The sequence below is a fragment of the Candidatus Limnocylindrales bacterium genome (assembly GCA_035571835.1).
In the GTDB taxonomy this organism is placed as follows: Bacteria; Desulfobacterota; Binatia; order UBA1149; family CAITLU01; genus DATNBU01.
The window spans coordinates 255,280-276,486 of record DATNBU010000017.1; the positions used below are offsets into that span (position 1 = coordinate 255,280).

Genomic DNA, 21,207 nt, shown 5'->3' on the forward strand with positions numbered 1-21,207 from the left:
CTACTCGCCGTCTACCTGCTACCGGCCAGCCGATCCGCTACTGGACTCATCCGATCCGCTACTGGCCATCCGATCCGCTACTGCTCGTCGAGCCCGAAGAACCGTCCGATCTTGCGCAGCAGCTGTGCGGTCGGTGCCGGGGCTTTCATTCCGCCCGGCGTCTGCGGCAGGTCGGCGATGCGCTCGGCAGTGTTGCGCGCGCGGGTTTCGAGCGCCGCCGACAGGCCGACGATGATTCCCGTGTCGGCCGTCAGCACCGGTGCGAACGCTTCCTTGCTGACCATGACGACTTCGGTTTCGTCCTCGGCGATGATCGATGCGGTTCGCGGCTCGCCGGTCAGCAGGCTCATCTCGCCGAAGAATTCACCTGCGCCCATCATCGCCATCGTGGTCGCGTGGCCGCCGTCGAGCGATTTGTCGATGCGCACCTTTCCCGAGCGGATCACGAACAGCGATTCACCGCGGTCGCCCTGGCGGACGAGCATCTCGCCCTGCATGAAGCGCTGAAGCGCGGCGGCTCCGACCAGGGTCTGGATCTGCTCGTCGCTGAGCGGCTCGAACACCTGCAGCGGCCGCAGCACCGAGAAGATCTCGCGGCGGCGCTGATCGGCGGCCTGCATCTCCTGCTCGTCGGAGGCAGTGCGGATCGTCACGTCGCGGGTCGGGAACGGGATCGAGATGTTGGCGCGCTGCAGCTCGTACCAGCAGCGTGAGTAGACGTCGTCGGTGATCTGCAGCAGGCGCGAGAAATCCGTGATCCAGAACCGCACGTCGTACGTGATCGCGAAGTCGTCGAAGGATTTGACGAGGATCTCGACCGGCGGATCGGCCGCAACTTCCGGACAGGACTGCGCTGCCCGCGCGAGCGCGGCCTTGACGATTCCCGGAGGATGCCTGTACGCGATGCCGATCGTCGCGTGCGTACGCTGCAGCCTCGTCGGCCTGGAGAAGTTGACGACCTCGGTCTTGGAAACGGTCGAGTTCGGGACCAGCACCTCGTGGCGGTCGCGGGTGAGCAACGTCAGCGTGCGCCAGTTGAGCTGCGTGACGATGCCTTCGTGCGTTCCGATCAGCAGCCAGTCGCCGACCGAAAAGGGCTTCTCGATCTGTACTCCGAGACCCGCCGCGACGTTGGCGAGCATGTCCTGGATCGCGAGGCCGATGACCGCCGAGACGACCGTCGAGGTCACCAGCAGCCCGCTCAGCTCCATTCCGTAGTCGTATTTGAGGATCGCGATGATGACGCCGACGATCGCGATCAGCTTGAACAGATCGACGGCGAGCCGCGGCACGGAAACCTGACGCCTCGTGCTGAGGAACCAGTCCCAGAAGATGAGGTCGACGAGCCGCAGCAGCGTCGCGGTACCGGTCAGCACGAACAGCGCGAACAGCGCCTGCAGGAGCGCCGATTCGTACGGAATGCCGGAGCCCCAGACGGCGATGTACGCTCCGGTCAGCAGCCCTGTCAGCACGGCCCACATCCGCAGCCGCCGGACCGATCCGAAGCCGCGCAGCACGCCGACGAGCGCGGCGGCGGCGAGGGCAAGCAGCGGCGCCATCAGGAGGCGTTCGAGGAAAATCAGCTCCACCTTCGTTCCCGGGGTTCGTGCTCGCGCGCGAGACCGGCGCGGCCCGGCATTCTTGCTTGCGCGCCGACACCGGTCTACCCCTCGCGGACCTCCAATGGCCATCCGCATCGTCCCGGCGCGCCGGCCGCGCGCACAGGACTCGTTCGAAGGAGTACGCCCATGTGTCGTCTCGAAGGAAAAATCGCACTGATCACCGGCGGCGCGTCGGGCATCGGCCTGGCCACGGCGAAGGAATTCCATGCGGCCGGCGCGAAGCTGGCGATCGCCGACATCAACGATGCCTCGGCGATCGCACGCGAGCTCGGCGGGATCGCGATCCGCGTGGACGTGACCAACTCGGACGACGTCGAAGCGATGGTGCAGAAGACCGTCGAGCATTACGGGCGCATCGACGTGCTGTTCAACAACGCCGGCATCGAGCGCCACGCACCGATTGCAGCCATGGACCTCGCCGAGCACCGGCGCGTCATGGATGTCGACCTGAACGGCGTCTACTACTGCCTGCAGTCCGCGATCCGCGCGATGGCGAACAATGAAGGCCCGTGCCGCGGATCGATCGTCAACACGGCCTCGGTGGCCGGACTGATCGGAGCGCCGGGACTTTCCAGTTACAACGCGGCCAAAGGCGGCGTGGTGCTGCTGACCAAAGTCGGCGCGCTCGAAGCCGCGCCGCTCGGGATCCGCGTCAATGCGGTGTGCCCGGGCATCATCCGCACGCCGATGGCCGACGCGTTCGGCGATGGCAGCATGGGACAGTTCACCGTCGAATCGTTCGCGCAGCGCGTGCATCCGCTCGGCCGCCTCGGCGAGCCGCACGAAGTCGCCAAGCTGGTCACGTTCCTTGCCAGTGACGACGCGTCGTTCATCACCGGTGCGGCGATTCCGATCGACGGCGGCATGACGGCGGGAGCACCGGTTCCGGTCGGAATGTAACGGACGTGAGGCTCGACCAGAGAGCCTTTCTTGCCTGTTTCTGCCTGCTGGTGGCCGCGGTCATCGGCAACTTCTTTTATCGTGCGCTGGCCGCACCGGACGTTCAGTTCCTTGCGCCGTCGGCGCGCGGCAGCTGGATCGTGCCTCCCGATCCGCTGCCGGGTTACACGCGCGCGACGTTCACGAACCGCTTCGAGCTCGCCGACGCAGCGGGTCCGTGTCCGGTCGAGATCCGCGCGATGCGGATCGCAGAAGTCACCGTCAACGGCCAGGCGCTGGCGAAGGCAAGCGCGGCCAACTGGAAGGACGCGGTCCACTACGATCTCGGTCCCGCGCTCCGAACGGGAGCCAACGAGATCCGCATCGCCGTGACCAATCCGGAGTCGCCGCCGGCGCTGCTCGTGGAAGGCCCCGAGAACATCCGCACGAGCGAGCGATGGGTCGTCGACCAGGCGCCCGAGAACACAAAAGAGCGCGAGGCTGCGATCGCCGATCACGGCGAGGATTTTATGCGGCCGAAACCGAACGCACTGCGCGCGTCGCCCGACTATCCGATGTGGCGGGCGGCGCTCGCCGCGTACCTGCTGTTCGTCGCATACGCGCTCGTTCCGGCGAGCTGGAAGCCGTGGCGGCGCGGGAAAGACGACGAGCCCGTCCGGCGTCGGCCGGCCGGGCGGTGGGACCTTGCGTTCTGCGCGGCGATGCTCGGCGTGATCGCCGCGATCCACTTCCACAATGCCAGCCGTTATCCGACCGAAGGCGGCTTCGATTCAAAGCAGCATGCCGAATACATCCAGTTCGTCGCCGAGCGCTGGGAGGTTCCCGACGCGAGCCAGGGCTGGGAGATGTCGCAGCCGCCGCTGTACTACGCGCTCGGCGCCGCGCTCTACAACGCGCTCGGAGCGACGCCCGCGGCGCTGCGGACGATCCAGCTGTTCACGGCGCTGACGGCGCTCGCACTGCTGCTGCCGGCCTGGTGGATGCTCGCGATCCTGCATCCGGACAATCCGCGGGCGCGCGTGATCGGGTTTGCCGTCGCGGCCATGGTTCCGATGACGTTCTACATTGCACCGCAGGTCACGAACGAGGCGATGGCGGCACTGGTGATCAGCTCGACGATGGCTCTGGCAGCGTACTCGTCGGCGCGGTCGAGGACGCTGTGGCGTGACGCGGTCTTTCTCGGAGTCGCGTGCGGGCTCTCGCTGCTGTCGAAGTACACCGGAGCGTTCGTCACGGCGGCGGTGCTTGCGCTCGCCGGCTTCCGGCTGCTGACCGGCGCGGCGCGTGCGGATCGCGGCAGCGGTCGCGGCGCGTTTCGCGCGCGCTTCGTCCATCTCGGATGGGCCGTGGTGGTTGCGGCGATTGCGCTCTCGATGTCGGGCTGGCTCTACGCGCACAACATCCGCAAGTTCGGCACGCCGTTCATGGGCGCATGGGACGTGCGCAGCGGCTTCCGCATCGTGCAGCCTCCCGGATACCGCACGGCGGCGTTCTATTCGCGGTTCGGCGCCGTGTTCTGGCAGGAGCCGCCGTTCACGCGCATGACGAGCTTCTGGGACGGGATGTACGGATCGATGTGGTCCGACAGCCACAACGTCTTCGTGAGCCGCGACGCGCCGCAGCTGCAGATGCTGTCGTCGATCGGGCTCTGGCTCGCGCTGCTGCCGACCGTCGCGATCGCAACCGGCTTCTTCGCGGCAATCCGCCGGCTCATCCGCGAGGACTGGGATCATCCGTACTTCGTGCTGGTCCTGACGACGCTGCTCACGGTGGCATCGACGCTGATGTTCACGCTCGAGCACCCCTGGTACTCGACGCTCAAATCGCACTGGGCGCTGTCGCTGGTTCCGTGCGCCGGAGTGTTTGCGGCGCTCGGCTTCGAGATCCTGTGCCGCAATCTCGGTCGGCTTCGCTATCTCGCGTACATTAACGTCGCCGGCCTCGGCGGCCTCGTGCTCTACATATTCTGGTATCGCGGGCCGTAGGCGCTTGCCTGACGATCCGGGACAATCCGCCTTTCCGTGCGGGCCGGCGTTTTGCTTTGCGCGGCGCTGCTACAGCGAGCCCCAGACCTCGAGCTTCTTGGAGACGCGCCCGATCACCTCGTCGGTGAACTCGGTGGTGCCGGTGTGGTGGCCGAGGTCGGCGGTTGCGACGCCGTCGTAGATCGCTTCGAGAGCGGATTCGTAGATTGCCCGCGATGCGCGCTCGGCCTCGGGCGTCCCGACGTACGTCAGCAGCCCCGCGCCGGCGAGGATCATCGCGAGCGGATTGGCCACGTTCTTTCCGAAAAGGCCCGGCGCCGTGCCGTGCGGCGCCTCGGCGACGACGGTCTTCACGTTGAAGCCTTCGTCGAACGCGAGAATCATCGACTCGCTGCCGGCGATCGACCCGAACATCTGCAGCACGAGGTCGCTCAGACAGTCGCCGTCGCGGTTGAGCGCAGGGATCACCAGCGCTTCGCCGGCCTTGACGAGCAGCAGCGCATACGTCGCATCGATCAGCTGCGGCTCATACGGCACGCCGGGATGCCGCAGCGCCGCAGCATCGAGCTCCTCCTTGAGCATCCCTTCGTACGTCGGACTGACCGTGAACTTGGGGCCGCCGAAAACTTTCGCGCGCGTGCGTTCGGCATAGCGGAACGCGAACTCGGCAACGGCATGACAGGTGCCGCGCGTGATCTTTTCGGTGCGGTACGCGATTTCGTCGAGGCCGCTGCCTTCGCGCCATTCCTTGGCGCCGTACGCGTCGTCGACCGCCATGCGCACGACGGCGATCGGCGAATAGACGCCGGCGACCGGCCGCACGTTCGGAAGCCTTCGCCCGACGCGCAGGATCACCTTGCCATCGATTGCTTCGCGCAGGATCGCGTTGGGGCTGCCGGCGTCGCCGGCTTTTTCCGGCGTGATGGTCGCAGCCTTGATGCCGAAGCCGCACTCGCGAAGTCGCGCGGCCGCGTCGAGCACGACCTGATTGCGGGTTGCACGCCGGCTTTCGAGCGACAGGTCGAAGTGCTCGAAAAGGAGCGGAACGCGCGTTACCGCCGGATCGAGCACGCGAAGCGATTCGGCAAGCAGCTCCTGGCCGGTCTGGTCGCCGTCGAGTACCACGATTGTCGTGCTGGACATCAGAAACTCCTCAGAGGCGAAGCGTCGGATTTCGTTCGGCGAACGGGCAGCGTCATCTGTCACCCGCTTCGAGCTCGATCATCAGTGTCGGAACTCCGCACGTTCGCGAACGCACGGTGATCACGCGCGTGCCGGGGCGCCGTCCGGTGCGGACTTCGGAGACATCGACGCCCGCGGCCGACAGGCGTTCGCGCGCAGCCTCGATGCTGCGCACGCGATACGACATGCCGTAGACGCGGTCCGCGGCATCCGCCGCATGCCCGCCGGGAAGCGAGGCCGCGGCGTCGGTGCCGGCAAGCGCGGCTGCGACCTCGACGGTGACTCCCGCGATGCGGAAGAACATCAGGTGCACGCCCCAGTCCGGAAACTTCTTGTCTACCGCGAGGCGAAGTCCGAGCCCGTCGCCGTACAGCCGCCGCGCGGCATCGGCGTCGGTCGTCTGGACGACCGCATGATCGATCGCGTGCACGCACGCCGCCGGATCTCCGGTCGCACCCGCCATCGGCAAGGCGTCCGGCGGCGAATCATGCTGGATCGGGAAAAGGAGAACGCCACGCGTTCGATCGAGCGGCAGGCCGGCCCGGCGCCACGCGCGCTCGCGTCCGGAATTCGAATCGACGCCGCGTCCGGCTTCGACGGGGCCCGGCGCGAGGCCGCGCTCGAGAAGCGCATTGCGGCACGCGTCGATGTCGTCGGTCGCGAACACGAGGCCGATCGCACCGTCGCCGTGCTCGTCGAGCCACGCGCGCAGCATGGTACCCAGCATCCCTTCGCCCGACGGCGACAGCAGCTCGACGTAAGAGTTCTCGAGACGGAACAGAACGTTGGCCGATCCCCACTGCGGATGCGTGCCGCGCCACGACGGCTCGAGCCCGAGGATCGTGCGGTAGTCTTCGGCGGCGGCGCCGAGATCACGGACGGCGATGATCACGTGATCGAGCGCGGTCAGAGCGGGCGACGCGGCCGTCACGCAGGATCCTTCGACGCAAGCAGCCGCGCGGCCGACGGATCCCATACGGCCCACAGCCGCGCGCCAGGCTCGAGCCCATGAGGACGTTCGGACTGGTCGATGTTCGCGATCACGTCGTCGTCCTCGTCGTCGCGCATCAGGCAGCGAAGCACCGGGCCCTGAAAGATCACGTCGCGCACGGTTACCGGAACGACGCAGTGACCGGTTTCGCCGGACGGCGGATTTGCCGTTACCCGGACACGCTCGGGACGCACCATGACGACGCCGCTCTGGCCACCGCCGGCGCCGTAGCTGCACGGCACGCTGGCTCGACGACCGCCGGCGAATTCCACTTCGGCGCTGCCGTCGTTGCCGGAGACGATACGCACCGGAATCAGATTGGCCGCACCGATGAAGCCGGCGACGAATACGGTCGCGGGGCTCAGATAAATCTCTTCGGGCGTGCCGACCTGCTCGATGCGCCCGTTGCTCATGACGGCGGTGCGGTCCGACATCGTCAGCGCCTCTTCCTGGTCGTGCGTGACGAAGATGAACGTGATGCCGATCTCGCGCTGGATGCGCTTGAGCTCGAGCTGCATCGCCTGGCGAAGCTTGAGGTCGAGCGCCGACAGCGGCTCATCGAGCAGCAGCGCGCTCGGCAGATTGACGAGCGCGCGCGCGAGCGCGACGCGCTGGCGCTGTCCGCCGGAGAGCTGGTCGGGGCGCCGGCGCGCAAAATCCCCGAGCCGCACGACCTCGAGCATCTCGATCACGCGCTTTTTGGTTTCGGCTTCGGGCACGCGGCGCGTGCGCGGGCCGAACGCGACGTTGTCGAAGACATCGAGATGGGGAAACAGCGCGTACTGCTGGAATACCGTGTTCACGTTGCGGCGATACGGCGGGACTTTCGAGACGTCGGCGCCGTCGAGAAGCACGCGACCGCTGGTGGCATCCTCGAACCCCGCGATCAGCCGCAGCAGCGTCGTCTTGCCGCAACCGGACGGACCGAGCAGCGAGAAGAACTCACCGCGACGGATCTCCAGGCTCGCGGATTCGACCGCGACAAACGTTCCGAATTTCTTGTGAACGTTCTCGAGCGTGATGACGGGGACGCTGGAGCTCGGCGATGGCAACGCGGCGCTTGTGGCAGAAGCAGTGCCGGCCCGCAACAATCGGGGACAGACACCGATTTCCGGAAATCGGTGTCTGTCCCCGATTACGCGGCGATGCGGTCGAGCGTGCGTTCGACGGCGTCGAACAGAAAATCGATCTCCGCCCTCGTGATCACGAGAGGCGGCGCCATCGCGATGAGGTCGCGGATCCCGCGCACGATCACGCCGCCTTCGCGCGCGAAGCCTGCCGCCTTGACGCCGAGCGTATTCGGCGCTGCGCCGGCGTCCTTCGACACCAGCTCGATCGCACCGATGAGCCCGTCGCCGCGCACCTCGCCGGTAGCGTGATGGCCGGCGAGCGCGAACAGCCTTTTCTGGAAGTACGGTCCGATATCCGTCGCGACGCGTTCGACGAGATGCTCGTCTTCGAGAATCGCGATGTTCGCGAGCGCAGCCGTGGCCGCAACCGGATGGCCGCTGTACGTGAAGCCGTGCGCGAGATAGCCGGCCGGCGACAGCACGCCGCAGATCTCGTCGCTGACCGCAGTTGCACCGAGCGGCACGTAGCCGCTCGTGATTCCCTTGGCCATCGTGATCATGTCGGGCTCGAGCGACCACAGCCCGGACGCGAACCATCCGCCGAGGCGCCCGAAGCCGGTGATGACTTCGTCGGCGACGAACAGGATGTCGTGCTTGCGACACAGCTCGCGAAGCTCGCGCAGATGGCCGGGCGGCGGAACGATGACGCCGCCGGCGCCCTGGATCGGCTCGGCAAACAGCGCGGCGATCGTGTCCGCGCCTTCGGCAAGAATCGTCTTTTCGGTTTCGGCGATGCACTGCGCAGCGTAGTCCGCCGCGGAGAGCGGGCTCTGTACGCCATACGCATGCGGCCCGGGAACCTGCAGGAACCCGGGAAGTGGAAGGTCGAACGGGTCCTGGCAGCTCGCAAGTCCGGTCATGCTCGTCGTCGCGATGCAGACGCCGTGGTACGAAAACGTGCGCGTGAGGATCTTCGTCTTGTGCGGCCGCCCGAGCGTCTTGTTGTACGCCCGCACGAGCTTGAGCGCGGACTCGTTGGCTTCCGACCCCGAGTTCGAAAAGAAAACCCTGCCGAGCCCGTTCGGAAGATGCTCCGCGAGCTTCTCGGCGAGCAGGATCGTCGGCTCCGTCGTCGAGTTGAAAAACGACGGATAGAAGCTGAGATCGAGGATCTGCCGGTGCACCGCGTCCGCGATCTCGCGGCGGCCGTATCCGGCGTTGACGCACCAGAGGCCCGCCAGACCGTCGAGCAGCCGCTGTCCGGTCTCGTCGACTATGTGGCAACCCGATGCGGCCTGGATCACGTGAGTGCCGCCGCGATGCAGGTCGTTGTGGTCGGTGAACGGATGCAGAAGATGAGCCGCGTCCGTGCGGCGCAGCTCCGCGAGGCGAGCGTCGTCGATCCCGCGAAGTTTTTCTGGATGTCCAGCTTCCATGGGTGGTTTAGAGCATAACGACTTCCGGGCAGCCACCTTGTCCGCCTTTACTGCCTCGCCGAAAACCGACACGCTCGCGAGCATGTCTCTCGGACCGTTCGAGCCGCACGCATCCGATCTCGCTCCGGGAGATCGCGGCGTGCTCGAAACTCCGTGGTCGTCGCTTGCAATCGAGCGCATCACGTCGACATCCGATCCGCTGTTCGAAAACGCGTATGCCCGCCTGTGGCAGGAGTTCGGCGAGCGCGGCGAGATGGAAAGACCGGACGTGATCGCCGGCCGTCTCGCATGGGATCCGCGCCGCCCGGTGAACGGATACGCGCTGATGTACGAGATGCTGGTCCTTCGCGACGGCAGCGACGTCATCGCGATCCGCGACCACACCATCATCGTGCCGCCGGACGCGCTGGCGAGCGTTCCGGACGGCGGCAGCGCTGGCGGTGGCGACAACGACGGCAGCGAGGACGGCGATGCCAACGACGCCAGCGGCATCGTCGTGCACCTGTCCCACGTGCTCGTCGAGCCGGCGATGCGCGGTCGCGGCGTCGCCGCGTGGCTTCGTGCGCTGCCGGTCGCGAGTGCTCGCGAGTGCTACCGGATCGCACGCGGTGCGGCCCCGTCAGCTGTCCTGCCGCAGATCACACTGGTTGCAGAAATGGAGCACGACGACGGACAAACCGACGCCGTGCGCCGGCGGCTGCGCTCGTACGCCCGCGCGGGCTTCCGCATGGTCGATCCATCCGCGGCCCGGTACAGCCAGCCCGATTTTCGTGCGGCCGCCGAGATCGACGCGACGTCCGTACGGCCGGTGCCGCTCGGCCTCGTGCTGCGCCGCATCGGACGCGAGCACGAAAACAGCGTTTCCGCCGCAGCGCTCGCGCGCATCGTCGATGCGCTGTACGCGATGTTCGCCGTGCACGTGCGGCGCGATCACATGGACGCCGCGCGCGCTCATCTTCGCATCCCCGCCGGCGACGAGCGGGTCGCGCTGGTCGTTCCCGGGTTTGCCCCGCCGGCCGATCGAAGGGTCATCCGATGACGATCTCGGTGTTCTATCATCCGGGTTACGCGGCCCCGATCGGCAGGCACGTGATGCCGATCGACAAGTTCGAGAAGGTTGCCGACGCACTTCGCTCCGAGCCGGGCATCGCGCTCAAAGAGCCGGCGCCGCTCACGCGCGGCCAGCTCGAGCGCGTTCATACGGCGGACTACATCGACGCGGTTCGAACCGGAGAGCCGCGCGCGCTCGCCGAGTCGCAGAAGTTTCCGTGGACGCCCGAGCTTTATCCGTCCGTGCTGCTGACCGGTGGAGGCTGCCTCGCGGCGGCGCGGCGCGCGCTCGAAGACGGCATTGCCGGAGCGCTCGTCAGCGGGTTCCACCATTCGCATGCGGATCACGGCGAAGGCTTCTGCACGTTCAACAGCCTTGTGGTCGCCGCCGAAGCGCTGCGGGCCGGAGATGCGGTCGCCGGCCTGCCGCCTGCGAAGGTCGAGCGCATAGCCGTGCTCGACATGGATCTGCACTACGGCAACGGCACGGCGTCGCTGGCGGCGGCGCGGCCGTGGCTGTTCAACCTTTCGATCTACGGCAACGACTACGACCGCAACACGGCCATCCGCGACGTCAGCCGGCGCGCGCACGAGGACGGGCCGAACCATCGGTCGATCGCGCTCGGCGCCGGCTCCGGACGCGCCGAGATGCTGGTGGCGATGGACGAAGGCCTCGCGATGCTCGAAGCGTGGGGCAGGCCGGATCTGCTTCTTTATCAGGCAGGAGCCGATCCGTTCCGGGAGGATCCGTACTCGCCGCTCGCTCTCGACCACGACGATCTTCTCGAGCGAGACCGGCTGGCGTTCGCGTACGCGAAGGACGCCGGGATTCCGGTCGCATGGGTGCTGGCAGGCGGCTACACGCCCGACGTCTCCAAAGTCGTCCGGGTGCACACGAACACGTTCGTTGCAGCGCGCGAAGTTTTCGCGTGACGGGCGCGGCCCGCCTTTGCAAAACGGCGGTGCTGTGATGTACGCCGGCATCGTGGCACCGAGCGCACAGACGCCGGCACGGCAGGACAGGTCGGCGTCGTGAAGCGGTTCGAGCGCTTCTTCGGCGCGTGGACCGCAGCGATCCTGGTTTTTCTGTACCTTCCGATCGCGATCCTCGTCGCGTTCTCGTTCAACACTTCGCGGCTGAACATTCTCTGGCAGGGTTTCACGTTCGAATGGTATCGCGCGGTCTGGAGCGACGCGGTGCTGGTGCGGTCGCTCGAAAACAGCCTGCGCGTTGCCGCGATCGCCACCGTGCTGTCGGTCCTTCTCGGTACCAGCGGCGCGTGGCTGCTGCACCGCTACCGGTTTCCCGCGCCGAGCCTGTGGCGCACGCTGGTCTACGTTCCGATGCTGGTGCCGGAGGTGACGATGGGCGTCAGCCTCCTCATCCTGTTCGTCGTCATTCATCTCGAGCTCGGCTTTACGAGCATCATCATCTCGCACGTGACGTTCTGTTTTCCGTTCGTGCTGGTGGCGGTCGACGCGCGCCTGGCCGGGCTCGATCCCGCGCTCGAGGAGGCTGCACTGGATCTGGGCGCGACGCCCGTCCAGGCCTTTCGCAAGGTCCTGGTTCCGTACCTCATGCCGGCGGTCATCTCGGGAGCGCTGATGTCGTTCTCGCTGTCGCTCGATGAGCTGATCGTCACGTACTTCACGGCGAGCGCCGGCTCGCGCACGCTGCCGCTCGAAATCTTCGGGCGCGTCAAGAAGGGTCTCGATCCGACCCTGAATGCGATCTCGACGCTGTTCATTCTGCTGACTGTCGTACTTGCCGTGACGGCGGAGCTGATCCGCCGCCAGGGCACACCGCAGGCGGCCAAACTGGAGGAAGCATCATGAAACGTTCCACTGTTCTTGCTGTCTCGCTGGTGCTCGCGCTCGTGTCGGGCGGATCCACGAGCTTTGTCGTTGCGGCCGAAACGGGCGACGCCGCCAAACCCGACACGGCGGCCGACAAGCAAGCCGCGCCCGCTGCGGACAAGGACGCCGCCGCGGTCGAGCCTGCAAAGGCTGCTGCGCCGGCCAAGCTGCCCGAGGGAGCCGGCAAGGAGCTGAACCTGTTCGCGTGGTCGGAATACGTTCCGCAGTCGGTCATCGACGGCTTCACCGCGGAGACCGGAATCCAGGTCAATTACGAAACCTATGCGTCGAACGAGGAGATGCTGGCCAAGCTCATCTCCGGCGCGCAGCGCTACGATCTGATCCAGCCGTCCGAGTACACGATCGAAGCGCTCGTCAAGGAAAACCAGCTGATGCCGGTCGACTGGTCGAAGGTTCCGAACATCAAGAACATCGGAAAGGAGTTCAAGAACCTCCCGCACGATCCGCAGCAGAAATACACGGTGCCGTGGATGGCGGGCTCGGTCGGGATCTCGATCAACACCGAGAAGGTCAAGGACCCGGTCAAAGGCTACAAGGACGTCTTCCAGAAAAAGTACGATGGCCGCATCGTGATCCTCGACGACCCGCGCGAGATCGTGAGCTGGGCGCTCGAGACGCTCGGGCACGGTCCGAACGATGTGAGCGACGAAACGCTCGCGGCGGTAAAACCCGTGCTGCAGACGTGGCTGCCGCTGGTCAAGGTGTATGATTCGGACAGCCCGAAGACCGCGCTTCTCAACGGCGACGTCGATCTCGGCGTGATCTGGTCGGGCGAAGCCGCGCTTCTCTACAAGGAAAACAAGAAGTTCGAGTACGTCCTTCCCGCCGAGGGCGCGCACCAGTTCCTCGACAGCCTTGCGATTCCGGTCAGCGCAGCGAATCCGATCGGCGCGATGGCGTTCATGAACTACATCCTGCGCCCCGAAGTCAGCAAGCTCATCTCGGCCGATTTCCCGTACACCAATCCGAATCTCGAAGCGCGAAAGCTGCTGACGCCCGAAGAGCTAGCCAATCCCGCAAGCTATCCGAAGGGCAATCCGAAGCTCGCCGGCTTTCGCGACATCGGTGATCGTGCGGCCGCAATCGACAAGCTCATCACGGACCTCAAAGCCGAAGGGTGATGTGCGGTCGTCGAAGAGCGCGCGGTGATGAAGCGCGCACGGCAGGCGACTGATGCGACAGGACACCGTCGACCCGAAACCCGCCGAGGCGCGGCCGCAGCGTTCCGCCACGCCGGCGGCGTGGCTGATGCTGTCGCCGCTGCTGGCGTGGGTTCTCGCGTTCGTCGTCGCGCCGACGCTGCTGCTGCTCGTCTACAGCTTCTGCCGGCGCGGAATGCTCGGCGGCGTCGTCTACGAATTCACGCTCGACAACTATGCAGCCGTGCTCGATCCCACCTACCTGCGGATCTTCGTGCGCTCGATCGTCTATTCCGCTGCGACCACGGCGATGTGCCTCGTGCTCGCGTACCCGGTCGCGTACTTCATCGGCCGCGCACCGCCGTCGCGTCGCGGCCTGCTCATCCTGCTGGTGATGATTCCGTTCTGGACGAGCTTCGTCATCCGCACGTACGCGTGGCTGACCATTCTCAAGAGCGAAGGCCTCCTCAACAGCCTGCTGGTCGCGCTCGGCATGATCTCGTCGCCGCTCGAAATGCTCTACACGCCGGGAGCGGTGCTTCTCGGGCTCGTCTACACGTTTCTTCCGTTCATGATCCTGCCGATCTATTCGTCGGTCGAAAAGCTCGATCCGGCGCTGATCGAAGCCGCGTCCGATCTCGGTGCGACGCCGGGCCGCGTGTTTTCGAGGATCATCGTTCCACTGACATGGCCGGGAATCTCGGCCGGCGCTCTGCTCGTGTTCGTTCCGGCTCTCGGCCTTTACGCCGTCAACGACATTCTCGGCGGCGGCAAAGTCGACATGATCGGCAACATCATCGAAAACCAGTTCAAGAACGCTCGGAACTGGCCGTTCGGCGCTGCGCTCGGAATGACTCTCGTCGCCGCGTTTGCGACCGCGCTGTGGCTCACCAACAGCCGGCAGCCGCGCGAAGCCCGCTCGGGAGTGTCCGCGTGAGTCTCGGCCGGCGCGTACGGCTCTGCCTCAAGGACCTCTACCAGCAGGACATCGTCGAGATGATCGAGCGCGAGAGCCGTCGCTACGAGCTCATCGAGATCGAGCATCCGGACCATCCCGACTTCCGTCGCGCCTACGGGATCCTGAGCGATGCGTTCGGAGCCCAGGGCGAGATGGAGCCCGAACACGCGATCCGCCAGTTCCTTCTCGACGATGCGTACGAAGCGCTTCCGACCGGCACGTTCATTCGCTACTTCCTGATCGTCGCGAAGGATCGCGACGGAAACCTGCGCGGCGTGCGCGACGGTTCGGTCATCTACAATCCGAAGTGGGCGCCCGACCTCTGCACGGTGTACCTCTCGCACATCTACGTGCTGCCCGAAGCGCGTGGAACGGTGCTCACGTACTGGCTGCGCATCGCGCCGGTCGAGCTCGCGATCGAATATCTCTTCCAGCTTCACAAGCGCGGCCTCGTCCGCCTTCCGCTGCCGGACCAGCCGGCGAAGTACTTCGGTGTGAGCCTCAATCTCGCGGCCGAGATGGAATACTTCTCGCCGGAAGATCGCCTTTCGCTGCAGCGGATCCTGTTCTACGGGCGCGGCGGCTTCGACGTGATCGATCCGCGCCATTTCCCGTACCGGCAGCCTGATTTCCGCAGCGCCGAGCGGATTGCCGCCACCGGCCACCGTCCGGTGCCGTTCATGCTGCTGCTGCGAAGAATGGGCCGCGAGCGTCAGGCGCGGCTGCCGCTCGACGAAGCGATGGTCACGATGCGGCTTCTGTACGACGAGTTCGCGTGTTTCTGCTCGAAGAGTCTGCTGCAAAACAGTCTCGACATCGTCCAGCGGCGTCTCGACGAACGGCGCGTTCGCGGCCGCACCGATGTTGCGCTGTTGCCGCTGCCGACCGGTGCAAAAAACCTTCAGCGCCTCAAGAAACTGTTCCGCTACGATATCTACCGCCGCTACTACGACGACGTTCCCGGGCTCGACGCCTATATGCGTGCGATTCACGATCGCATCGCGGCCAATCCGCGCTGGTTCGACGAAGAGGTCGCGCAGCTCGCCGCACGGCTCGAAGCATCACCGCACTACGTCTACGGCTCGCGCGACAAGCGCTACGAGCTCGAGACCATCCCTGCGCTTCTCGCGGAGGCCGAGGAGCAGTCGCGCTGATCCTTCCAACGCGGGCCGACGCGCCCGCCGATCCGCGCCCGTCGACGCGTCGCGGCATTAGTGATCTGCTGCGAAAAGAAGCCAGCCGTACGACTCCGGCAGTCTCGGGTTACGCAATTCCAGCCGGATTTCAGGGTTTGCGACGCAGCGCGGCTCACGTGGATCGGCGTTTTTCGTTGCATCACGTACGTCGGAATCATAGTTAACCGCGGGCCACGTCGCTGGGGACGGCGAGCGGAGGCGCGGCAGCAAACTGCCGGCTTTGGTGGGGTTCCTTCTCTTTTTGATTGCTCATCGGGACCTGCGCCCTCACCATCGCGCCTCGACTGCGTCTCCGCATATACAGGACGGGTTCTGACCGGCAGTCGGACGGGACTCGCAACGAATCCAAATCGTCGTGAGGACGAACAGGACAACGAAAACCTTGGCCAAGCCTTCCGCCAGCGCTTTCCGCCACGTTTCCCGATTTCGCCGGCTCCGCATCGCTGCGACGATCGTCGTGCTCGCCGCGGCGAGCGCCGTGCTCGCGCAGGAGGCCGGTGCTCCGAAAGCCGGCGCTCCGGCAACCGAGGCCGACTACGATACGCTTCGCAAACTGCTCGGCGTTCAGGCTCCGCCGACTCGCGAAGCGGCGCCCGCCGCCGAACCGGAACCGGCTCCTGCGCCGGAACCTGTGCCGTCGGTCGCGGCTCCGGAGCCCGAGCCCGAGCCGGAAGCGCCGGCTAACGGCAAGGGCAGAACCGCTGCGAAGAAAGCCCCACCGAAATACAAGCCGAAGCCTCGTCCGGTCTACGTACCGAAAAAAGCACCCCAGCCGCAGGAAGCCGGCAAGCCGGCACCGGCCGTCGAGGCTCCTGTCGAAGCCAGCGCGCCGGCGGCGACGTTCATCTCGCCGGGCGTTCCGCCTCCGGGCACCGTCGTCGAAGCGTCCAATCTCGATCGCTGGAAGGATTTCATCAGCCCGTCGATCGCGTGGGCGGTGCGGCGCGGCGCAAAGCTGAACGTCGTCGAGAATCAGCCGGTCGAGCTCGAGCCGGCAAGGGCGGAGGCGACGCAGCGCTACAGCGCGCAGGTGCAGCTCTCGCCCGACAAGACGTACATGCAGAACTACGTCGCCGGCATCCCGTTCCCGTTCGTGCAGACCGACGATCCGGACGCCGGCATCAAGATGATCCTGAACTGGGATGCCCGCATCGTCCTCGACGATCTCGACATCCGCAATTTCGGCTGCGAGACGGGCAATTTCGGTGCGAAGACCGGGATGGTGGTCGAGCGCGACTACATCACGGGCCACTTCCGCCGGCTCTACTACCTGTCGCGGCTCTACCACGAGCCGAAGCCGACCTGGCAGAACCCGGAAAACATCCGCTACCGCGAAATGCTGCACCCCGTCCTCGAGCCGTTCGACCTCAAGGGCGCCGGGTTCACGTACAACCGCTACCAGGATCCGCGCCGGCAGGACGATTCGTGGCTCTACTTTCCGCAGACCAAGCGCGTGCGGCGCCTGAGCACGGCGCAGCGGTCCGAAGGCGTGTTCGGCCAAGACATCGATCTCGACAGCTACGGCGGCTACGCCGGCAACCCGTCGTGGACGTCGTGGCGGCTGCTCGGTACCAAGACGATCATCGCGTCGATGCACGGCCGCGAGCTGCCGGCCCCGTGGATGCCGCCGCCCAACGATTTCCTGCACGACGACGTGTGGGAACCCCGCGACGTGTGGGTGCTCGAAGGGCGCTCGCGCCTGCCCGGCTACGCGTTCGGCAGCCGCGTCATCTACATCGACCGCGAGTCTTTCTTCATCCCGTATACGGAGATCTTCGACCTCCAGGGCAGGCTCTGGAAGGGTCTGGTCCAGAACTGGGTCTATCGCGACGGAATGCGCCCCGAGTCGAAGTACAAGGTGGGCTACAACCGCATCGTGCTGAGCAACGTCGAGATGTTTGACATGCAGGCCGGCCACGCGACCCGCTGCCAGTTCCCGGACGAATCGCTCAAGGGCCAGGAGGACGGCTGGTACCTGAACACCGGGTCCGAGGAAGGGACCACGGAAAATGCCTTTGACGTCGCGACGTTCATCGGAGAGGGTCGCTGAGCCGGCGACCGGAAAGGGAGGCAGCAATGAGCGATCCCAAGATCGAAGTCCTCCGCAGGCGGCTTGCCGAGAGCGAGAGGTCGGGACCTGAGATCGAGACGGCCTTTGCGGCGCTGGAGGAAAAGATTCTTCTGCTGGTAGATACCATCGAGTCGGCGCATTCTGTGCGCCTCGAAGAGCTCCGGCAGGAGGCGGCCCGGCTGGCGGCAAGCCGGGCCTTCGGCAGCGACTATTAGGCGGCCTGACGACGACGATGAAACTGGAGACTCCAGAGCCGGCTCTGGCAACCGACGCGGTCCTGAACCGCATTGAAAGCGTCAAGCGCGAGGCCGTTGCGTCGGTCGTCGCCCTTCGCGATGCCCTGCAGTCGCGCGTCGACGTCATCGGCCAGGTCCGCACCGAGCTCGCCCGCGCGCTCGAGACGTTCGAAGAAGAGCGGCGGCTGTTCGACCTTCAGCGCGACGAGCTCGAACGCCGCGCCATCCAGCCGCTCGATCCGGCAAAGTTCGAACAGCACCTCATCGACGAGCGCGACAAGCTCGACGAAGAACGCGCGCTGTTCGAGGCCGAGAAGAAGACGCTGCGCGACCGCGCGGCCAAGCGCGCCGAAGAGCTGACGACCCGCGAGAAATCTTTCCAGGAAGCGCACGACCGCCTCGATGAGGATCTCCAGGCGCTGGCCCGCGAGCGCGCCGCCGCCGCCGCTCAGGCCCAGGCCAGCACGCGCGAGATCGCCGCGCGCGAGGCGATGGTCGTCGCCGAGCGCGCGCAGATTACGCGCGAGATGGAAACCTTCCGCCTCGAGCGTGCCAAGGTCGACGCCAAGGACACCGAGCGCGCCGCCAACCTCGAGCTGCGCGAACGCGAGCTCGAAGCCGGCCGCCTGATCCTGACCGAACAGCGCGCCGAGCTCGAAGCCCGCCTGAAGGAAGCCGAGACGCGCGAGTCCGCCACTGCGCGTGCGTTCGCGCTGCGCAGCCGTGAGCTCGACGAGCGCGGGGCCGCCCTCGAGCTCGAGCGCAACGCGCTGACCGCGGAGCGCAACGACCTCAAGCGCCATCACGACGAAGGCCTGGCGGCGGTCGAAGCGCGCGCACAGGAAGTCGAAGGCCGCCGCCTGCTGCTCGAGAAGGAGCACCAGTCGCTGCGCGACATGGTCGCCGCCGACGAAGCGCGCGTCCGCGAGCTCGAGAAGGCGATTCTCAAGGCCCAGGACGACTTCGCGAAGGATTGCGAGGCCGTCGAAGCCGAACGTGCCGGCGTGCGCGCGGCGCTCGATGCCGAGCAGGTCGCGCTCGACGGGCGCGCCCAGCAGCTCGAGCGCGAGCGTGAAATGCTGGCGCGCGACCGCCAGGGCATGGAAAAAGACGCTCGCGAGCTGCGCGGCGATGCCGAAGCAAGGGTTCGCGCTGCATCCGAGTTGGAGAGCTGGCTCGCGTCGTCGCGCACGAGACTCTCGGCCGAGCTCGCCCGTCTCGAGGAAGAACGCGGCCAGCACGCCGCCGCCGTCGCGAAATCGGAAGAAGAAGGCCGGGCACGCCTCGCTGCGATCGCAGCCGAGCAGGCCGAGCTCGCCCGCAAGGCCGCCGAGCTCGAGGCGCGTCGCGATCAGCTTGCCGTCAGCCTCGACGAACGCTCCGACATGCTCGACAAGCGCGAGAACGAGCTGCTCAAGCTCGACGCGCGGCTGGTCGCCGACCGCGACACGCTCGAAAAGGATCGCAAGGGCCTCGACGAACGTTCCGACGCGGCCGCGCAGGTGATCGCGGCCGGAGAGCGTGCGCTGGCCGAGCGCAAGGAAGAGCTCGCCCAGAGCCGCGAGGATCTTCAGAAAGAGCGCGACAATCTCGAATCGGAGTTCGCCGACCGCAGGAACGAAATCGCGTCCCTCGAGCGCTGGCTTGCCGACTCGCGGATGCGCCAGGAAAGCGAGCTCAACGCGCTCGACGTCAAGCGCCGCAAGCAGGAAGCCGAGCTCGACGAAGCAACCGCGCGCATCGTCGATCGCGAACGCGAAATGGCCAAACGCAGCGAGGAGCTCGACGCGAGCTCGAAGGAGCTCGAAGCGCGCCGCGACGAGCTGTCGGTCGACATCGATCTTCGCGCGGCGGCCGTCACCGAGCGCGAAAAGGCGATGCTCGCGGCCGAGGCCCGTCTCGCCGACGACCGGGCTGCACTGGAAAGCGAGCTCGATGCGCTCGCGAAGAAGACCGAGGAAACATCGCGCAGCTTTGCCGAGCGCGAAAAGGAGCTCGCCGACCGCCAGGCCGAGCTCGCTCGCGAACGCGAGAACGTTGCCGACGAGCGCAAGCGGCTCGGCGTCGAAGCGGCGGCTCGCCTCGAGGAAAGCAAGGCTCTCGAGAAATGGCTCGCCGATGCGCGCACGCGGCTGACGACCGACCGTACGACGCTCGACGCCGAGATGAAGAGCCACGCCGACAAGTCCGCCGCAGCCGACGCCGAGGCAGCCGATCGCGAAGAGGCGCTCGCCGACGCCGAAGCCGAAATCGAGCGAAAGACCGCCGATCTCGAAGCCCGGCGCGACGAAATGGCGATGGACCTCGACGAACGCACGACTGCCCTCGAAGAGCGCGAAGCCGGGCTCGGTGCGGAGCTGGCGCGGCTCAAGGGCGATCGCGAGGCGCTCGAGAGCGAGATCGCGTCGCTCGAAGAGAAGTCGGAGGTCGCCGCGCGCGAATTTGCCGCGCAGGAGCGCACGCTCGACGAGCGTCGCATGGAGCTCGCGCGCGAACGCGACGACATCCAGCGCGAACGCGACAAGCTCGAGGAATCCGTCGCCGACCGGCTCAAGGAAATTTCCGGGCTGGAGAGCTGGCTCGCCGATTCGCGAAAGCGCGCCGAGGCCGACAACGCACGCCTGACGTCGGGCCTTGCGGACCTTGCCAAACGCGAAGGCGAGCTCGCCGAGCTCGCAAAGAAAGTCGAAGCCGATTGGGAAGCGGCCAAAGCCCGCATCGAGACCGAGCGCAAGGCGATCGAAACCGACCGCGCTGCCGCCATCGCGAAGCTGGAAGAGCGCACCCGTCAGCTCAAGAGCGATCGCGAGACGCTCGAAAGCGACCGCCAGGCGCTCGAGGACGAGCTCAGCGCGCTCGAGAAGAAGGCCGAAGAGCAGGGGCGGCGCTTTACCGAACAGGAACGGCTGCTGCGCGAGGCGCGGGCAGCGCTTGCGCGCGAGCGCGAGAGCCTGCTCGACGACCAGCAGCAGCTCGAAACACGCATCGCGAGCCGCCGCAAGGATCTTCTGTCGCTCGAAAGCTGGCTTGCCGACTCGCGCGTACGCCTCGAGACGGCTCTGCGCGAAGTCGCCGAGGAGCGCGAGGACATCCGCCAGGATCGCATGCGGCTTCGTAAACAGGCGCTGGCCAGTGCCACCGATCTCGGGGAGGAAGTGTGAGTCCGATGAACAAGGCGATCGTGGATGACGTGATGAAGATTCGCGGCGTGCGGGGCGCGGCCGTGCTGGCGAGCTCGGGGGAGATCGCGAATTCGAGCATCGGGTCGAAGGAGCTCAACGAGTTCTTCGAGCTTCTGTTCAAGGTGGCATTCGAGGGCAAGAGCGCGGCGTCACTCGGCGAGGTTCGCAGCATGATGGTGCGCACCGACAAGGAAGAAGATCTGTCGCTCGTGATGAAGGACAAACAGGCCCTGGCGATCGTCTCGGAACGCTCGCGGCCACAGACGGAACTCTTCGCCGAAGTGAACGAGTTGATGAAGCGGAGTTAACCG

The 21,207-nt window shown here is 66.3% G+C and carries 17 protein-coding genes; 12 read left to right on the top strand and 5 right to left on the bottom strand.

The window, feature by feature from the left end:
- Window positions 1-77: 77 nt before the first annotated feature.
- Window positions 78-1,589: a mechanosensitive ion channel family protein gene (locus tag VN634_07945; protein ID HXC50798.1), complete on the bottom strand. Its 1,512-nt coding sequence runs from the start codon at window positions 1,587-1,589 to the stop codon at window positions 78-80.
- A gap of 159 nt (window positions 1,590-1,748) precedes the next feature.
- Between VN634_07945 and VN634_07950 the strand changes: the two genes are divergently transcribed.
- Window positions 1,749-2,522, top strand: a complete 774-nt coding sequence (locus tag VN634_07950; GenBank protein ID HXC50799.1) for an SDR family NAD(P)-dependent oxidoreductase — start codon at window positions 1,749-1,751, stop codon at window positions 2,520-2,522.
- Window positions 2,523-2,527: 5 nt separating this feature from the next.
- Window positions 2,528-4,507, top strand: coding sequence for a hypothetical protein (locus VN634_07955; protein ID HXC50800.1), 1,980 nt, complete (start codon window positions 2,528-2,530; stop codon window positions 4,505-4,507).
- 69 nt (window positions 4,508-4,576) lie between these two features.
- Here VN634_07955 and VN634_07960 read toward each other — a convergent pair whose 3' ends face one another.
- The 4 genes from VN634_07960 to VN634_07975 all read right to left on the bottom strand — a co-directional run bounded on the left by VN634_07960 (window position 4,577) and on the right by VN634_07975 (window position 9,186).
- Window positions 4,577-5,650 carry an isocitrate/isopropylmalate family dehydrogenase gene (locus VN634_07960; GenBank protein HXC50801.1) on the bottom strand — a complete coding sequence of 358 codons (1,074 nt, stop codon included), beginning with the start codon at window positions 5,648-5,650 and terminating at the stop codon, window positions 4,577-4,579.
- A gap of 52 nt (window positions 5,651-5,702) precedes the next feature.
- A complete protein-coding gene (locus tag VN634_07965) occupies window positions 5,703-6,620 on the bottom strand; it encodes a VOC family protein (protein ID HXC50802.1) in 918 nt (305 codons plus the stop codon).
- The gene (locus VN634_07970) at window positions 6,617-7,732 is read right to left on the bottom strand and encodes an ABC transporter ATP-binding protein (protein HXC50803.1); all 1,116 of its coding nucleotides are present in this window, start codon (window positions 7,730-7,732) and stop codon (window positions 6,617-6,619) included. The genes VN634_07965 and VN634_07970 overlap by 4 nt, the downstream gene beginning before the upstream one ends.
- An 83-nt stretch (window positions 7,733-7,815) precedes the next feature.
- Window positions 7,816-9,186: an aminotransferase gene (locus VN634_07975; GenBank protein HXC50804.1), complete on the bottom strand. Its 1,371-nt coding sequence runs from the start codon at window positions 9,184-9,186 to the stop codon at window positions 7,816-7,818.
- A 37-nt stretch (window positions 9,187-9,223) separates the two neighbouring features.
- Between VN634_07975 and VN634_07980 the strand changes: the two genes are divergently transcribed.
- The 10 genes from VN634_07980 (at window position 9,224) to VN634_08025 (ending at window position 21,204) form a co-directional block, all read left to right on the top strand.
- Entirely contained in the window at window positions 9,224-10,225 is a 1,002-nt protein-coding gene (locus VN634_07980; GenBank protein HXC50805.1) for a hypothetical protein, read from the top strand.
- Window positions 10,222-11,169 carry a histone deacetylase gene (locus VN634_07985; GenBank protein HXC50806.1) on the top strand — a complete coding sequence of 316 codons (948 nt, stop codon included), beginning with the start codon at window positions 10,222-10,224 and terminating at the stop codon, window positions 11,167-11,169. The genes VN634_07980 and VN634_07985 overlap by 4 nt, the downstream gene beginning before the upstream one ends.
- 99 nt (window positions 11,170-11,268) lie before the next feature.
- Window positions 11,269-12,072 carry an ABC transporter permease gene (locus VN634_07990; protein ID HXC50807.1) on the top strand — a complete coding sequence of 268 codons (804 nt, stop codon included), beginning with the start codon at window positions 11,269-11,271 and terminating at the stop codon, window positions 12,070-12,072.
- Window positions 12,069-13,235 (top strand): spermidine/putrescine ABC transporter substrate-binding protein, encoded by a 1,167-nt coding sequence (locus tag VN634_07995; GenBank protein HXC50808.1) that lies wholly within the window; start codon window positions 12,069-12,071, stop codon window positions 13,233-13,235. Before VN634_07990 ends, VN634_07995 begins: the two co-directional genes overlap by 4 nt.
- A 52-nt stretch (window positions 13,236-13,287) precedes the next feature.
- Window positions 13,288-14,190 (top strand): ABC transporter permease, encoded by a 903-nt coding sequence (locus tag VN634_08000; protein ID HXC50809.1) that lies wholly within the window; start codon window positions 13,288-13,290, stop codon window positions 14,188-14,190.
- Entirely contained in the window at window positions 14,187-15,365 is a 1,179-nt protein-coding gene (locus VN634_08005) for a hypothetical protein (GenBank protein HXC50810.1), read from the top strand. The genes VN634_08000 and VN634_08005 overlap by 4 nt, the downstream gene beginning before the upstream one ends.
- Window positions 15,366-15,789: 424 nt before the next feature.
- Window positions 15,790-17,457 carry a DUF1329 domain-containing protein gene (locus VN634_08010; protein ID HXC50811.1) on the top strand — a complete coding sequence of 556 codons (1,668 nt, stop codon included), beginning with the start codon at window positions 15,790-15,792 and terminating at the stop codon, window positions 17,455-17,457.
- 26 nt (window positions 17,458-17,483) lie between these two features.
- The gene (locus VN634_08015) at window positions 17,484-17,693 is read left to right on the top strand and encodes a hypothetical protein (GenBank protein ID HXC50812.1); all 210 of its coding nucleotides are present in this window, start codon (window positions 17,484-17,486) and stop codon (window positions 17,691-17,693) included.
- 17 nt (window positions 17,694-17,710) lie between these two features.
- The gene (locus tag VN634_08020; GenBank protein HXC50813.1) at window positions 17,711-20,875 is read left to right on the top strand and encodes a hypothetical protein; all 3,165 of its coding nucleotides are present in this window, start codon (window positions 17,711-17,713) and stop codon (window positions 20,873-20,875) included.
- A gap of 5 nt (window positions 20,876-20,880) precedes the next feature.
- Window positions 20,881-21,204: a hypothetical protein gene (locus tag VN634_08025; GenBank protein HXC50814.1), complete on the top strand. Its 324-nt coding sequence runs from the start codon at window positions 20,881-20,883 to the stop codon at window positions 21,202-21,204.
- The last annotated feature ends 3 nt before the right edge of the window (window positions 21,205-21,207 follow it).

Excerpts from the sequence above, each read along its gene's own strand:
- VN634_08025 (HXC50814.1), top strand. The coding sequence starts at position 20,881 with ATGAACAAGGCGATCGTGGATGACGTGATGAAGATTCGCGGCGTGCGG.
- VN634_08015 (HXC50812.1), top strand. The coding sequence starts at position 17,484 with ATGAGCGATCCCAAGATCGAAGTCCTCCGCAGGCGGCTTGCCGAGAGC.
- VN634_07960 (HXC50801.1), bottom strand. The coding sequence starts at position 5,650 with ATGTCCAGCACGACAATCGTGGTACTCGACGGCGACCAGACCGGCCAG.
- VN634_07985 (HXC50806.1), top strand. The coding sequence starts at position 10,222 with ATGACGATCTCGGTGTTCTATCATCCGGGTTACGCGGCCCCGATCGGC.
- VN634_08000 (HXC50809.1), top strand. The coding sequence starts at position 13,288 with ATGCGACAGGACACCGTCGACCCGAAACCCGCCGAGGCGCGGCCGCAG.
- VN634_07950 (HXC50799.1), top strand. The coding sequence starts at position 1,749 with ATGTGTCGTCTCGAAGGAAAAATCGCACTGATCACCGGCGGCGCGTCG.
- VN634_07975 (HXC50804.1), bottom strand. The coding sequence starts at position 9,186 with ATGGAAGCTGGACATCCAGAAAAACTTCGCGGGATCGACGACGCTCGC.
- VN634_08020 (HXC50813.1), top strand. The coding sequence starts at position 17,711 with ATGAAACTGGAGACTCCAGAGCCGGCTCTGGCAACCGACGCGGTCCTG.
- VN634_07995 (HXC50808.1), top strand. The coding sequence starts at position 12,069 with ATGAAACGTTCCACTGTTCTTGCTGTCTCGCTGGTGCTCGCGCTCGTG.